The organism is Listeria sp. MAN/IMW/UF555 (genome assembly GCF_058684075.1).
Map to the genome: position 1 here is coordinate 309,257 of NZ_JBZWZS010000002.1, position 14,855 is coordinate 324,111.

Genomic DNA, 14,855 nt, shown 5'->3' on the forward strand with positions numbered 1-14,855 from the left:
ACACCTCTAAATTAAGCTTTTAGCGTAATTCCTCTCCAGAAAATTTGCCATAAAGCTGTGATTTTCTTTTTAGTTCGTTCGGGGTCGTTCACATAAACAATGTCCACGATAACCGCGTCAAGAATTCCCATGTACGCTTCTTTCATCGTTTCGACATCTTGCATTGGAATCAACTTTTGTTCAATCCAATCGCTAAATAAATCAGTGAAATCTTGTTCCATTTGCAAAATATTCTCGGTAATATCTGCCTGAACAATATCATACAAATGTTTCGGTGGATAAAACCCGTATCGCAACCAAAATTGGTAAGCTTCATCGGTATCATATAATTCCTTCACACCAAAAAGTAAACTAGATAACACCAAGTCGGGCCTAGATAAATCACTATCTCGAAGTTTCGCTCGGTAGTAATCAATTTCCGTAGATTTCGCGTCCTTCATAATAGATAAAAACAAATCATCCTTATCTTTAAAATGAGAATAGATGGATTGTTTCTTTAGCCCTACAACGCCTGCAATATCAGCAAGGGATGTCCCTTCAAAACCATTATTTGCAAAAAGTGTCAGTGCTGCTTGCTTTATTTCTTCTTTTCTCATCTTTTCACCCCTTTCAAAAAACTGACGACCGTTCGTAAGTCATTCTCTCATGAATAAAATTCTTTGTCAATAAAAAAATCCACTCTCGTGAAAGAGTGGATTCAAAGATTTATTTTTCTTCTAAAAACTCGCTAATCAATTCGTAAGTCTCATCAGTTGCTTCAGATGTTGTTGTCATAAAGCCGTGCGGAACTTTTTCAAAACGTTTCGCAAATACTTCTACACCAGCATCTTTTAATTTCTTCGCATATGCTTCTCCTTGATCTCTTAGTGGATCAAATTCAGCAGTTGCGATGAAGGTTTTTGGAAGACCAGCTAAGTCTTTGCTACGAATTGGTGCAATTAGCGGATCATATTTACGGTCGCTTGAATTTGCAATATATAATTTAAAGAATTTGTCTAGCGATTCTTTTGTAAGTACATATCCTTCCGCAAATTCATCCATTGACGGATAAAGCACTGAAGCATCACGACTGAAAATATCCGTTGCTGGATAAAGTAAAATTTGTGCCGTAACATTTGGTTTTCCTTTGGCTTTGGCAATTTGGGTCACTACTGTTGCTAAGTTTCCGCCTACGCTATCCCCTGCGACAATAATATCGGAGGATTTAGCGCGTAAACTAGTACGATGGTTTTGTACCCAAAGTAATGCAGCATAAGCATCTTCCACTGCTGCCGGGAAAGGATTTTCTGGTGCTAGTCGGTAGTCAACTGTGACAACGCGAGCACCTGTTGTTTGTACAAGTTTTCTTGCAATCGCATCATGTGTTTGCAAACCACCTAACACAAATCCGCCACCATGATAATAAACGATAATCTCGAATGGTCCGTCCTCTTTTGGCGTATAAATCCGAATCGGAATTTTACCAGCTGGACCGTCAATTTTTTTATTTTCGACATCGCCTATTTCAATATCTTTAGCAGAAGGCAATGCTTTTGTCGCAAGTCTCATATATTTATATCGCGAGTCTACATCTGACAATGGTGAAGTATTTTTTACAAATTCCTGGGAAGCCTCATCTAAATTCTCAAGTACCTCGGGATCATATTCTTTTTTCCCAACCGCTTTTTTGTAAATAAAGAAAACGATTACTAACGGAAGTAGAATAATTCCTGCAAAACCAATGGCAATCCATTTTATTGCATTTTTCATATTCGTTCAACTCCTTCAATATAACTTCAATATCAAGTATAGCAGTTTTACGAACAGGAACCAATTTATTACTATTTGAAATGGCTATTTTTCTTGTAAAATGTATTTTTAATCATAATGATGAATATTTTAAAATAAAAATGTTGATATATGAAAGTATAGGTGTTAATATAAATACAAATGTTTGTATATTTATGAATAGGGGATGTTTACAATGACGAAAGAAAAAATCGTATTAGCTTACTCTGGTGGGTTAGATACTTCTGTTGCAATTCAGTGGCTAGTGGAATCAGGTTATGAAGTTATCGCATGTTGTTTAGACGTTGGTGAAGGGAAAAATTTGGATTTTATTAAAGAAAAAGCGATTACTGTCGGCGCAAGTGCATCTTATACAATTGATGCCAAGGAAGAATTTGCCGAAAACTTTGCTTTAATCGCCCTTCAAGCTCATGCCTATTATGAAGGAAAATATCCACTTATTTCTGCTTTAAGTCGTCCTTTAATCGCGAAAAAATTAGTAGAAGTAGCTCGTCAAGAAGGCGCATCTGCTATCGCTCATGGTTGTACTGGTAAAGGAAATGACCAAGTTCGGTTTGAAGTTGCGATTCATGCTCTTGCTCCTGATTTAAAAGTCGTTTCCCCTGTCCGGGACTGGAAATGGTCTAGAGAAGAAGAAATCAATTACGCCAAAGAACATAACATCCCCGTTCCAATTGATTTAGATAATCCTTTCTCGATTGACCAAAACCTTTGGGGCAGAAGTAACGAATGTGGTGTGCTTGAAAACCCATGGACAACGCCACCAGAAGCGGCTTACGACTTAACAGTTAGCTTAGAAGATGCACCTGACACGGCGGATATTGTCGAAATTACATTTGATGCCGGTATTCCTATTTCTCTTAATGGCGAAAATATGAGCCTAGCAAATTTAATTCTTACTTTAAACGAAATTGCTGGAAAACATGGCGTTGGTAGAATTGACCATATCGAAAATCGTTTAGTTGGTATTAAATCACGTGAAGTATACGAATGTCCCGCCGCAGTCACTTTGATTACTGCACATAAAGAATTAGAAGATTTAACTTTTGTTCGTGAAGTGGCACATTTCAAACCTATTATTGAACAAAAAATCAGCGAAACAATTTACAATGGCTTATGGTTTTCGCCTTTAACAGAAGCATTAATTGCCTTCTTAAAATCCACGCAAAAATTCGTGAACGGTACGATTCGCGTAAAACTATTTAAAGGTCATGCCATCGTCGAAGGAAGAAAATCACCGAATTCGCTTTATGATGAAAATTTAGCAACCTATACTTCTTCCGATACATTCGATCAAGATGCAGCTGTTGGTTTCATCAAGCTATTTGGACTACCAACGAAAGTGAGCGCAGAAGTCAATTCAAAAGTTACAATAACAACTGAGGTGTAAAAAATGGAAAAACTATGGGGCGGACGTTTTCAAGGGAAAAGTGAAGCATGGATTGATGACTTTGGTGCTTCGATTTCTTTTGATCAAAAAATGGCAAAAGAAGACTTGGCGGGAAGCTTGGCACATGTCGCAATGCTAGCAAAATGTGGTATTATTTCTGATTCTGAGGCGAGTGAAATTACAGCTGGGCTAAAAATCCTCCAAGAAAAATTAGCGCTTGGGGAACTGGAATTTAGTACTGTAAACGAAGATATTCATTTAAATATCGAAAAACTGTTACACGAGGAAATCGGGCCTGTCGCGGGAAAACTTCATACGGCGCGTAGTCGGAATGACCAAGTTGCAACAGACATGCATTTGTATTTAAAAGAAGCAGTCGCAGAAATTATTCAATCGTTAAAACATTTGCGCGCGGTGCTTGTCCAAAAAGCGGAGGCGAACGTCGAAACGATTATGCCTGGCTATACACACTTGCAACACGCCCAACCCATCTCTTTTGCGCATCATTTATTAGCTTATTTTGGTATGTTTACACGTGATTTAGAGCGTTTAGAAGAAAACGTCAAACGGATTGATATTTCGCCACTTGGGTCTGCGGCGCTCGCTGGAACGACTTTTCCAATTGATCGGGCCTATAGCGCTGAACTTCTTGGTTTTTCCGCTGTTTATGAAAATAGCTTGGACGGCGTGAGCGATCGTGATTTTATTATCGAGTTTCTTAGTAACAGTTCTATTTTAATGATGCATTTATCGCGTTTTTGTGAAGAATTGATACTTTGGACGAGCCATGAGTTTAAATTTGTGGAATTAACGGATGCTTTTTCAACGGGAAGTTCGATTATGCCGCAAAAGAAAAACCCCGATATGGCCGAATTAATTCGTGGGAAAACTGGTCGTGTTTACGGAAACCTTTTCGGCATGTTAACAGTTTTAAAGGGGCTGCCGCTCGCTTATAATAAAGATTTACAAGAAGATAAAGAAGGCATGTTTGATACATTGGAGACGGTTCAGACAAGCTTAGATATTTTCGCGGGAATGATTGAAACGATGAAGATCAATGCAGATATAATGGAAGAATCGACGCAAAAAGATTTTTCCAATGCGACCGAACTAGCGGATTATCTCGCGAAAAAAGGCGTTCCATTTAGAGAAGCGCATGAGATTGTTGGGAAATTGGTGCTTGAATGTACGCAAAATGGGATTTATTTGCAAGACGTCGCACTTAGCCACTACCAAGAAATCCATCCGCTTATTGAGGAAGACATTTATACTGTTCTTGCTTCAAAAACAGCGGTTCAAAAGAGAAATTCATATGGCGGTACGGGGTTTGATCAAATCCACGTTGCACTCGCCAATGCGAAAAAAACATTATAAAGTTGGCTGGAATGCATAGATGCGTTCCAGCTTTTTAATTCCAGCAGACTTTGTGGTTTGATTTGTCAGAGCAGTACTTTTTTTGTTACTATAAAATAGATGTTACCTTTGTGCTAACATGGGGAAATACATACTTAGACTATAAAGGGAAGTGATGCAATGAAAAAATTAACGAACGTCTTTTGGGGAGCTAGTCTATTAGTTCTCATAGCAGTTTTGTTTGGTGCTTTTTTGCCAGAACAATTTGAAACTCTTACAACAAATGTCCAAAGATTTTTAACAAGTAATTTCGGTTGGTACTACCTTTTTGTAGTCGCAATCATTATCATTTTTTGCATATTTTTAATATTAAGCCCGATTGGCTCTATTCGACTCGGGAAACCCGGCGAGAAACCAGGATATAGTAATAAGTCATGGTTCGCAATGTTGTTTAGTGCCGGCATGGGAATTGGACTTGTATTCTGGGGAGCTGCTGAACCGCTATCCCATTTTGCCGTTCAAGCCCCTGGTGGTGAAGTTGGCTCTCAAGCTGCGATGAAAGATGCGCTTCGTTATTCTTTTTTTCATTGGGGAATTTCCGCTTGGTCCATTTATGCAATAGTTGCCTTAGCGCTAGCTTACTTTAAGTTTCGAAAGGATACTCCTGGTCTAATAAGCGCCACACTTTATCCGATATTAGGTAAACATGCGAAAGGACCACTTGGACAATTAATCGATATTATCGCTGTTTTCGCTACGGTTATCGGAGTAGCAACCACGCTTGGACTTGGAGCTCAGCAAATCAATGGCGGTCTTACATATTTATTTCATGTCCCTAACAACTTTACAGTGCAACTAATCATCATTGTCATTGTCACTGTTTTATTTTTATTATCAGCAATGTCTGGCTTAGATAAAGGAATTCAGTTATTAAGTAATGTGAATATTTATGTCGCTGGCGTATTACTTATTCTAACGTTAATTCTAGGACCTACGCTTTTTATTATGAATAACTTCACTAATTCGTTTGGTGATTATTTACAGAACATTATCCAAATGAGTTTCCAAACTGCACCAAATGCGCCTGATGCTAGAAAATGGATTGATTCATGGACCATTTTTTACTGGGCATGGTGGCTATCGTGGTCTCCATTTGTCGGTATCTTTATTGCCAGAATTTCGCGCGGTCGGACGATTCGTCAATTTTTATTAGGTGTTATCGTGCTTCCTGCGTTAGTTAGCATTTTCTGGTTTGCAGTGTTTGGTGGTTCAGCGATTTTTGTCGATCAATACAAAGATACGGCCCTTTCCACTTTAGCGACCGAACAAGTCCTTTTTGGGGTATTTGATCAATTTCCATTTGGCATCGTATTATCTATTGTTGCGATGATTTTAATTGCCGTGTTCTTCATTACTTCTGCCGATTCTGCGACCTTTGTTTTAGGTATGCAAACGACTGGTGGCTCTTTAAACCCACCAAACTCGGTAAAAGTAACATGGGGGCTTTTACAGTCTGGAATAGCGAGTGTACTTCTTTATGCAGGTGGTCTAACAGCGCTACAAAACGCATCAATTATTGCCGCTTTTCCATTTTCGATAGTGATTATCTTAATGATAGTTTCACTGTTTGTTTCTTTAACAAAAGAACAAGAAAAACTCGGCCTGTATGTCCGACCGAAAAAATCACAACGTTCCAAACTATAATAAAAAGGGATGAAAATCTAAAACTAGATTTTCATCCCTTTTTTCATCCTTTTTTCTGCTTTGCCGCGATTATTTCACGATAGCTACGTGTTTTTTTAGGATATTTTTTCCGAAAGAAATGTTGCGATACTACTGCTAAAACAAGCGATATGGCAGTAATTGGAATAGAACTTCTAAAAATACCGACCATTAGTAATAAAGCACTGGCAAATAAGGTTGCATTAAAAAGGAATTTTTCCATTAGTTACTCCTCCAAATTATAATTTAATTCGCGGTCATGAGCTAATTTTTTAATACCTAAAGCATCAAATACTAACGCTTTTTCTGCAATATAGGCATTGTATTCAATACGCTCTAGCATGTCGTATGCTTTATGAAGCGATGTATCTAATACGACAATACCGTGTTTATTTAATAAACTTGCACTAGGAACAGCTTTTTCCCCTAGTTCGATAACGTGTTTACGAACGATTTCCGCAAGTTCTGGACTAGTCGCTGGCGCAAATTCAAGTGTTGGAATTTGGCCAATTTTTTGCGTTGCTTCTGTTAAATTCGGTAATTCCATCCCAAGTGTGGCAAATAGCATGGATTCTTTTGGATGAGCATGGAGTACACAGCCGATTTTTGGATTTTCTACGTAACAAGCGCGGTGTAAGTTAATTTCTCGAGTAACTCTTCCGTCTCCTTCTACGACTTCATTATTGTTATCTACTACAAGGATTTCATATGGGGAAAGATCGCAAAGTTTTGCTTGGCTCATCAGCGTTGGTGTCATAATAATATGCTCATTATTCATGCGCACACTAACATTTCCTCCAGCCGCATTTGTTTCAAACCGGTCAAACATCGTCTTCACTATTTTGGCTAAATCTTCACGTTCTTTTTGGTATAACATATTATCTCTCCTCCAATTGTATAATACTTACTTGATTCTTGAGTTTTCCAGCGGCTTCTAAATCAAAGCTCGAACTGTCTTGTTGCATGACTTTACTGGCTGAACAACCTGTCGCAACTTTTAATGTTTCAGTAATTGGCATGTTCATCGCAAGTCCTGCAATAAATGCCCCGACAAACACGTCGCCAGCCCCAGTATCATTTCGTTCCTGCACTTTCGGTGGAATAACTTGATACAATTTGCCATTATGTGCGCAAATGGACCCTTTTGCTCCAAGTGAAACGACCAGGTAAGGGATCTTTTCGGCTAAAGTGCGGATATTTTCTTCGAGTGAATTCGTTTTTTCATCTAAAATGGCGATTACTTCATCTTCATTTGGTTTAATGAAATCGACGCCCATTTCGACAGCTAAATTTAAATATTCACCAGAGTTATCACATCCGAGAAAAGCCCCTGTTGCTTTGACAGTTCTTAGTAGTTCTTTAAAATCAGATAATGTATAATGAGGAGGCGGGGATCCAGCAATCACCACCATATCCTCTTTTTTAACTTTTTTAGCGATTTGTTTTAAAAGATTGTCTTTGTTGGTCTGACTTACGGTAAAACCAGCTTCAGGTATCATCGTGCTGCCATTCGTGTCATCACTTAAGACGACGAAGCATTCTCTTGTCGAAGTTCCAGCTTCTACAAGGAAATCATGGTTGATATGTTTTTCTTTTAGAATGGCATATAGTTTGTCGAGATTGTCTGATCCCGCAATTCCAAGTGCTTCATTTTTAATTCCAAATTTGGATAACACTCCTGAAACATGAAGCCCCTTTCCCCCGCAATCAAATTCTGTTTTTATGACTCGATTTGTCTTCCTTTTTTCTAACTCCCCACGAATGAAAAGCAACCGGTCAATAGCTGGATTTAATGTTATCGTGTAGATCATCTCATCACTCCTATTTCTTAAGAGCTAGCTTTTTCTAGTTCAATTGTTCGTTTTTTCATCATTTTCACGTAAAATACTAGTAATACTACCCAAATTGCGACAAAAATAAATCCTAAAATAGTGAACTGACTTGCTTCTGCAAAAATATAACGGAATACTGGATATTCAAGCGTACTCCAAGTAATTTGTTGTCCAGCTTTTAGGGAAATCGCGCCTGTAGAATGCGCTAAATCCGTGATTGTTCCTGCGAAAAATGTAGATACATACAAGAAGATAGGTGTTGTAATCGTTCCAAGAATAATCATACGAATCAAGTTCCCACCTGTTACAATCAGAGCCGGCGCGCACAAGGAAATATTTAAAATCCCAGCGAACGGTAATACGCCATTTCCTGGTAGAATAAGCGCGAAGATAAGTGTAACTGGTACCATAAGGACGATTGCCACCCATACTTCACTACACCCTGCCAAAATTGGCCAATCTAGCCCAATAAAAAGTTCACGATTTTTAAATTTACGTTTCATAAATTCAGAAATACCATCAGATAATGGTGATAAAGCTTGCATAAATAGTTTCGCAACCATTGGGAAAAGTGTTAATGCCGCTGCTGCTTGCATGGCTAACATCAACGTTTTTGCTACATCATATCCTGCAGCAATCCCTAAAAGTCCACCGATAATAAAGCCCATCACATGGTTTTCTGCAAAAATACCAATTTTGTCTTTTAACGCGTTGGCATCCATGTCTTTACGTAGTGCTGGGATTTTCTTCAGTAACCAGTCAATTGGCATTAAGAAAATACAGAAAATCATCATACCGTGGGAAACTGTTACACCCGGAATGCCGTTTAATTCTTGAATTTGACGTTGGTTGGCATCACATAGAATAAGTTCAGTAACAATTTGAATTCCAGCAACGATAAATGCTAAATAAACATTTTGCGTTACGCCAATAATAAGTACAGCTGTCAAAATTTTACCCCAAACATTCCATAAATCGACGTTCAAGGTTTTTGTTTTATTAATGACAAGCATAATAGCATTAATCCCCAGTTGTAGAGGGAACATTAGGAAGGCAAATGGCCATGCCCAAGCTAGTGTCGCCATTGAAGTCCATCCACCATCTAAAATGCTTAAATTAATTCCTGTTCGTTCTGCAAGACCTTGTGCTGCAGGCGTTAAAGCTTCAATCATAAAGCCAATAACGATATTCATCCCAAGGAAAGCAACCCCGAGGATAATCCCCGCACTTACCGCATCTCTTACTTTCATTCGTACAATAAGCCCAATAATAATCATCAGTGCTGGAACAAAAACGGCAGCTCCAAGATTCAAAATAAACTGTATAACTGATTGTAATGACTCCATTTTTTCACGCTCCCTGTTTTGTCTTGTTTATTTTAAGGCGTTAAGTAATTTTTCTGTTTCTTCGTCCATGCCCATGCCAGTTAAGAACGCAATACCATTTAATGTTGGAATATCAAATTCCTTGTTCGCTTTAGTAATCGCCACATATACATCACTCGTTTTAATATGTTGGTCTAATGATTTAATGTCTACTGCTTCTACTGTTGCGCGAACTCCTTTTTCTTTTAAAATACGTTCTACTTTAGAGGCAACTGTTTGACTTGTTGCCACTCCTGATCCACACGCTACGATAACTTTTTTCACTGTAATCACTCTCCAAATTGTTTTTTTAGAAAATCACATAATGCGCTGCTATCATTTATTTCCTTTATTTGTTCCACAAAGTCTGCTTCCATAAATTTTTCCATGATACTTGAAAGCAGTGGAACTTGATCTTTTGGATTTTTAATACCTAACATGAAAATTACTTCAACATCAATCCATTTCTCACTTGATCCCATTTGAATAAAAGGAATTGGTGTAGAAAGCTTGTTTACGAGTACAAAAGGTCGTTTTACATAAATCGTATCGGTATGAGGAATTGCGATTTTGATACCATTCATCTCAAGTCCAGTAGGGAAAATAACTTCTCGGTTTGTTACTGCTTCTCTAAAAGTCGCCTCTACATACTGCTCTTTTTCTAAAATATTGCTAGTACATTCAAAAAGTTCTGCCTGACTCTCGTAGCTTGAATTTATCAGGGTTAACTCTTTTTGAAACAAATCATGGTAATCCACGTGACGCTCACCCCCTTTCAAGGATTTCAACGATTTTCTTTTTGTTAGTAGAAGCGAGAAGTTCCGCTAATTTCTCTGGTTGTAAGAAAATTTCGTTCAATTTTAGTAATAATGGTATGTGTTTGTTTTGTTCGGACGGTGCTAGTGCGATCATAATTTTAACTGCTTCATTCATTGGTGTTCTTGTGTCCGCTTTCATTATCATCAACTGAATATCCTGCTTTATTACACCATTTACTGGCTTGGCGTGGGGCAAATAAATATTCGGTCCGATCATCATCTGCTCATAGTTTTGATAGAATATCTCTTCACAAGTGCTAATGTAGCTAGCCGCCACTGTCCCTCGTTCTAACATTGGTGAAAATGCTGCAAAAACAAGTTCTTCCCACTTGAGTGGCGTTTCTAAAAAATGAATTTGTTCTGGGGTAATCTGCATCTTTTCTGGCTCTTTTTTCTCAGCAGGTTGCTCTTTTTTACTAAAAAATGATTCTACTTTTTCTTGAACCAAATGGATATTTTCTTCAGGAATATCATCTTTTAACATAGCGAGCAGTTCTTTGGTTTTTTTATGGCTGTCCATTTCAATGGCTTTATCAACTTGTTCTCTGAGGATTTGCCGACTATCTTTACTTAAAATCGACGGAATAACAAAAATGGTCGCGCTGCTTTGAACGGGCACAGTTGTAAAAACAAAATCAATATCACGTGCTACTGAATTTAATTGCCGAACCGCATAAGCTCCTTGAAAATCAATATTTGGGAACATCATTTTCAAGTTTTCTAAGAGTAGTTTGGAGATGGATGTACCGCTTTTGCACAGAACGACGGCGCGGAAAATTGGCTGCTCTGTTTCTTCAATTTGATACATCCATCCAAGAACAATCATAGAAAGATACACGATTTCCTCCTCTGACCACTTATGACCAACGAGCTTTTCAAATGGTTTCGAGGCTTTTTCTACGATGTTAAATGTTGGAGTATATTCTTTAATAAATTGTTTTTTAAGTGGATTATTGATTTGAAAACCTAAAATCGTCCGGTAAATTGCTGGTCTAACATGTAAAATCACTTTTTCTTTAAACTCATTTTTCTTCATGATTTCAGTTGCAAAATACATTTCAAGTAATCCGATGAACTCATCAACTGCATAGGCGATTTCTTCACTGTCTGAGAAATGAAGTGCCGACTCGACTAAGTTCGAAGCAAGTACTTGTAGCGATAGGTAAAGCAAATCATTTTCACTTAAAAAGTCATAACCCCAAAACATTTCTTTCATTATCGGGAACTCACGGGTGTTTTTGATGTCGTACATTTCAATTTTAAAAGTCCATTTCCTATTCGTTACTTTGGCCCGCTTGATGATGCCGTGGAGAATATAGGGCAATTCTTCCATTTGCTCATCGGTGAATGTAATTTGGAGCTTACTTTCGACTTTTTCCAGCCGTTTCTTTAGTAAAAAGACTTCGCTTACGGTAATGAGTTTTTTTTCATCCAGCACGAATTTTCCGTATGGGGTTTGAACGACTTCGCGAATAAGTTCTGCCAGTAAATTACGAATCAGAAATTCCGAACCCGAAACCGCATAACCATCTTTTCGTGAATAATCAAGTTGAATTTCAAACTCATGCAAGCTTTCTTTAATGCTTTTTACATCGGTTAACATCGTGTTTTTACTTACATAAACATAATCTGCAAGTGCGCCGAGTGACATGTAATGATTATGAAGCAGTAATTTAATCATGATGAGTTTGCGACGAATATTCACCTCATAAAACGAAAATAGCTGTTGTTCTTCCGCAGTTAAAAGCCGGTAACAAGCTTCCCTACATACATCTGTAACAAAAATCATGTCATGGTCAATTAAAATTGGTTCTGACTTTAGTAGATGGTTTATTTGTGTAATCTGTGCGCCAATTGCTTCTTTGGATACTTTAAAATTCTTGGAAACATTTCTAAGATTCACTTGCCGATTCAAGAGCAGATAAGTAATTAATTCCTTACAATCCTGTTCCATCTACTTTCCCTCCCTTATATTAATAGTAAATGATAACCCTTACATAAAAATGATGATTCATCACAACTTCTCTTTTGGCAGAAAGATTTATTGTGATGAATGATATTTTAGGGTTACTTTCTATTATAGATTAGAAGGTTTTCAAGGGGAATATGAAAAAGTGCGAATTAGCCTTCAATCAAGCTTCATCGCACTTTTTTCTATTAATATTTGTTTTATTATGTTTGCTACTTGTCTTGAATCGTCCTTCTCAAGTCGGGCATATGTTACGCGAATAACCGCCCCTTTTATCCCGAATAAAAACCCGGGCATCACTAGTAAATCGTTCGCTAAAAAAATATCAAACTCACGAATGGAGCGAAATTCTACCGGTAATTTCACCCATAAATGAAAGCCCCCTTTTGGCCTGATGAATTCTAGTTCGTTTGGTAAAATTTCCTCTAGCGCCGCAATCAAATTATCTCTACGCACTTCTAAAACTTGATGTAATTGCTTTAAATGTTCTCTATATCCAGCCGTATTTAAAACGCTATTTGCTAATACTTGCGGGAAAATACTTAGTCCAAAATCCATCTCTTGTCTTGCGAGAGCTAGTCGTTCAATCACTGCTGTCGGTCCGATTAGCCACCCAATCCGTGTAGTTGATCCCATTATTTTAGAGAGTGAGCCAATATATAAAACATTATCTGAATCTAGTTGTTTTAAAGGAGCGGGAATTTCACTATCAAGTGCTGCCAGTTCTGAAAATGGATCATCCTCTACAAGCGGGATTTGCAAATGAGCGCAAACTTTCACGAGTTCCTTGCGCCGTTTTAAACTCATTACAAGTCCAGTTGGATTTTGAAAAGTTGGATTAACAAAAACCATTTTAACTCGATGCTTATGATATAAATCGCGTAATTCAGAAATAATCACACCATCATCATCCATTGGCAAGGCAAAAATCCGCAAGCCCGCAGATTGAAATAACGATAGCGAATAAAAGTAAGACGGCGACTCAATCGCCACGGCATCTCCCGGTTTTAATAAACATTGTGTAATTAAAAATAACGCTTGCTGCGCTCCCGATGTAATAAAAATTTGTTCCGGGCGTGCATTTAAACCATAGGCATCATGCATTTGCTTTTGAACCGTTTCACGTAGCGGTCTGTAGCCAGCTTCGTCTTCCAGTTGTTCTTCAGCAATAAACGACTGCCACGAAAGACTTGGCGTTTCCATTTTAGGAGTCATTTCAAGTGGAAGCTCCCCTGTCGAAGCATCAATCACTTGTTCCAAATCAGCGCGTTCCATTACACCTGTTTGCCTAATATAAGGAACAGCTGGTGTAAAACCACCTTGCGTTAAATAGTGGCGCCAATTCGTTGACTGCCCCGTAAAAAGCCCCCACTTTTCCGCATTCACTATTGTTCCGCTACCTTGCTTCCGGACGATAACAGCCCGGGCAGTAAGCTCATCAAGTGCCCGAACGACTGTCGAGCGATTCACACCAAAAAGTTCTGCCAACTGTCTTTCTGGAGGTAATTTTTCTTCTGGTAAAAGTTCGCCGTTCATAATTTTTGTTTCTATTAAATCAACAATTTGTAAATAAATCGGTAAATTAGAATTTCCAGTAAGTTTCCACATCTACTACACCTCTTTTAAAATTGGATGGAGAAAAAAACATCCAATTGGCTGTTTTTACGAAATGGCTTTTAGCTTATCATAATAATCAGGTATTTTCAATTAACTTTGATGGAGGTTATTAGTATGGAGAAAAAAGTTGGTACAGACCGTGTAAAACGTGGAATGGCGCAAATGCAAAAAGGCGGCGTCATTATGGATGTTGTAAATGCTGAACAGGCAAAAATCGCCGAAGAAGCTGGTGCAGTAGCAGTTATGGCACTTGAACGTGTTCCTTCTGACATTCGTGCAGCTGGTGGCGTCGCTCGTATGGCTGATCCTCGTATTGTGGAAGAAGTAATGAATGCTGTTTCTATCCCTGTTATGGCAAAAGCTCGAATTGGTCATATTACAGAAGCACGTGTCCTCGAAGCAATGGGTGTCGACTATATTGATGAAAGCGAAGTATTAACCCCGGCCGACGATGAATTCCATTTACTTAAATCAGACTTCACAGTTCCTTTCGTATGTGGTTGCCGTGATATAGGTGAAGCGCTCCGCCGTATTGGTGAAGGTGCTGCCATGCTCCGTACGAAAGGTGAACCCGGAACAGGAAATATCGTCGAAGCAGTCCGCCATATGCGCCAAGTAAATGGCCAAATCCGCCAAATTGCAGGCATGACAGATGATGAATTAATGGTTGCCGCTAAAAATTTCGGTGCTCCATATGAACTTGTAAAAGAAATTAAAACGCTAGGTAAACTTCCGGTCGTTAACTTTGCCGCTGGTGGTGTTGCGACTCCAGCTGATGCAGCTTTAATGATGGAACTCGGAGCAGACGGTGTTTTCGTTGGATCAGGTATTTTCAAATCCGATAACCCTGCCAAATTTGCCAGTGCGATTGTTCAAGCTACTACCTACTATACAGACTATGAATTAATCGGAAAACTGTCCAAAGAGCTAGGTTCCCCGATGAAAGGAATCGAAATGTCTCGTCTTAATCCAGAAGACAGAATGCAAGATCGGAGTTTTTAA

General features: G+C 38.4%; 13 protein-coding genes and 1 pseudogene. 4 read left to right on the forward strand and 10 right to left on the reverse strand.

From position 1 onward, the window contains the following. Window positions 1-11 precede the first annotated feature (11 nt). Both fepR and AC4PG8_RS08670 read right to left on the reverse strand, forming a co-directional pair. Window positions 12-596: an efflux pump transcriptional regulator FepR gene (gene fepR, locus AC4PG8_RS08665; RefSeq protein WP_010991061.1), complete on the reverse strand. Its 585-nt coding sequence runs from the start codon at window positions 594-596 to the stop codon at window positions 12-14. A 109-nt stretch (window positions 597-705) separates the two neighbouring features. After that, entirely contained in the window at window positions 706-1,749 is a 1,044-nt protein-coding gene (locus AC4PG8_RS08670; RefSeq protein WP_003763352.1) for an alpha/beta hydrolase, read from the reverse strand. 214 nt (window positions 1,750-1,963) lie between these two features. Between AC4PG8_RS08670 and AC4PG8_RS08675 the strand changes: the two genes are divergently transcribed. From AC4PG8_RS08675 to AC4PG8_RS08685, 3 genes are all read left to right on the forward strand, one after another. Beyond that, window positions 1,964-3,178 carry an argininosuccinate synthase gene (locus AC4PG8_RS08675; protein ID WP_003769660.1) on the forward strand — a complete coding sequence of 405 codons (1,215 nt, stop codon included), beginning with the start codon at window positions 1,964-1,966 and terminating at the stop codon, window positions 3,176-3,178. 3 nt (window positions 3,179-3,181) lie between these two features. Further along, entirely contained in the window at window positions 3,182-4,552 is a 1,371-nt protein-coding gene (argH, locus tag AC4PG8_RS08680; protein ID WP_185538967.1) for an argininosuccinate lyase, read from the forward strand. Between the two features lie 159 nt (window positions 4,553-4,711). Further along, window positions 4,712-6,235 carry a glycine betaine uptake BCCT transporter gene (locus AC4PG8_RS08685; RefSeq protein ID WP_003769664.1) on the forward strand — a complete coding sequence of 508 codons (1,524 nt, stop codon included), beginning with the start codon at window positions 4,712-4,714 and terminating at the stop codon, window positions 6,233-6,235. 43 nt (window positions 6,236-6,278) lie between these two features. Here the strand turns inward: AC4PG8_RS08685 and AC4PG8_RS08690 are convergent, their stop codons facing one another. The 8 genes and pseudogenes from AC4PG8_RS08690 to AC4PG8_RS08725 all read right to left on the reverse strand — a co-directional run bounded on the left by AC4PG8_RS08690 (window position 6,279) and on the right by AC4PG8_RS08725 (window position 13,844). Further along, window positions 6,279-6,476, reverse strand: coding sequence for a hypothetical protein (locus tag AC4PG8_RS08690; protein ID WP_003767814.1), 198 nt, complete (start codon window positions 6,474-6,476; stop codon window positions 6,279-6,281). A gap of 3 nt (window positions 6,477-6,479) precedes the next feature. After that, window positions 6,480-7,130, reverse strand: coding sequence for a class II aldolase/adducin family protein (locus AC4PG8_RS08695; protein WP_003728882.1), 651 nt, complete (start codon window positions 7,128-7,130; stop codon window positions 6,480-6,482). A 1-nt stretch (window position 7,131) separates the two neighbouring features. Continuing rightward, complete coding sequence (locus AC4PG8_RS08700) at window positions 7,132-8,064, reverse strand: 1-phosphofructokinase (protein WP_003763361.1); 933 nt, start codon at window positions 8,062-8,064, stop codon at window positions 7,132-7,134. 17 nt (window positions 8,065-8,081) lie between these two features. Further along, window positions 8,082-9,431, reverse strand: a complete 1,350-nt coding sequence (locus AC4PG8_RS08705) for a PTS galactitol transporter subunit IIC (RefSeq protein WP_070753765.1) — start codon at window positions 9,429-9,431, stop codon at window positions 8,082-8,084. A 27-nt stretch (window positions 9,432-9,458) separates the two neighbouring features. Next, on the reverse strand, window positions 9,459-9,734 hold the full coding sequence (locus AC4PG8_RS08710; protein WP_003763365.1) for a PTS sugar transporter subunit IIB: 276 nt from the start codon (window positions 9,732-9,734) through the stop codon (window positions 9,459-9,461). A gap of 5 nt (window positions 9,735-9,739) precedes the next feature. Then, window positions 9,740-10,207: a PTS sugar transporter subunit IIA gene (locus AC4PG8_RS08715; RefSeq protein ID WP_033837769.1), complete on the reverse strand. Its 468-nt coding sequence runs from the start codon at window positions 10,205-10,207 to the stop codon at window positions 9,740-9,742. Window positions 10,208-10,214: 7 nt separating this feature from the next. Further along, window positions 10,215-12,221, reverse strand: coding sequence for a BglG family transcription antiterminator (locus AC4PG8_RS08720; protein WP_070753766.1), 2,007 nt, complete (start codon window positions 12,219-12,221; stop codon window positions 10,215-10,217). Window positions 12,222-12,399: 178 nt separating this feature from the next. Further along, window positions 12,400-13,844: pseudogene (locus AC4PG8_RS08725) on the reverse strand (aminotransferase-like domain-containing protein). A 123-nt stretch (window positions 13,845-13,967) separates the two neighbouring features. Here AC4PG8_RS08725 and pdxS point away from each other — a divergent pair. Then, a complete protein-coding gene (pdxS, locus tag AC4PG8_RS08730; RefSeq protein ID WP_031674752.1) occupies window positions 13,968-14,855 on the forward strand; it encodes a pyridoxal 5'-phosphate synthase lyase subunit PdxS in 888 nt (295 codons plus the stop codon).

Coding starts and splice junctions, on each gene's coding strand:
- fepR (WP_010991061.1), bottom strand. CDS start 596: ATGAGAAAAGAAGAAATAAAGCAAGCAGCACTGACACTTTTTGCAAAT.
- AC4PG8_RS08670 (WP_003763352.1), bottom strand. CDS start 1,749: ATGAAAAATGCAATAAAATGGATTGCCATTGGTTTTGCAGGAATTATT.
- AC4PG8_RS08675 (WP_003769660.1), top strand. CDS start 1,964: ATGACGAAAGAAAAAATCGTATTAGCTTACTCTGGTGGGTTAGATACT.
- argH (WP_185538967.1), top strand. CDS start 3,182: ATGGAAAAACTATGGGGCGGACGTTTTCAAGGGAAAAGTGAAGCATGG.
- AC4PG8_RS08685 (WP_003769664.1), top strand. CDS start 4,712: ATGAAAAAATTAACGAACGTCTTTTGGGGAGCTAGTCTATTAGTTCTC.
- AC4PG8_RS08690 (WP_003767814.1), bottom strand. CDS start 6,476: ATGGAAAAATTCCTTTTTAATGCAACCTTATTTGCCAGTGCTTTATTA.
- AC4PG8_RS08695 (WP_003728882.1), bottom strand. CDS start 7,130: ATGTTATACCAAAAAGAACGTGAAGATTTAGCCAAAATAGTGAAGACG.
- AC4PG8_RS08700 (WP_003763361.1), bottom strand. CDS start 8,064: ATGATCTACACGATAACATTAAATCCAGCTATTGACCGGTTGCTTTTC.
- AC4PG8_RS08705 (WP_070753765.1), bottom strand. CDS start 9,431: ATGGAGTCATTACAATCAGTTATACAGTTTATTTTGAATCTTGGAGCT.
- AC4PG8_RS08720 (WP_070753766.1), bottom strand. CDS start 12,221: ATGGAACAGGATTGTAAGGAATTAATTACTTATCTGCTCTTGAATCGG.
- pdxS (WP_031674752.1), top strand. CDS start 13,968: ATGGAGAAAAAAGTTGGTACAGACCGTGTAAAACGTGGAATGGCGCAA.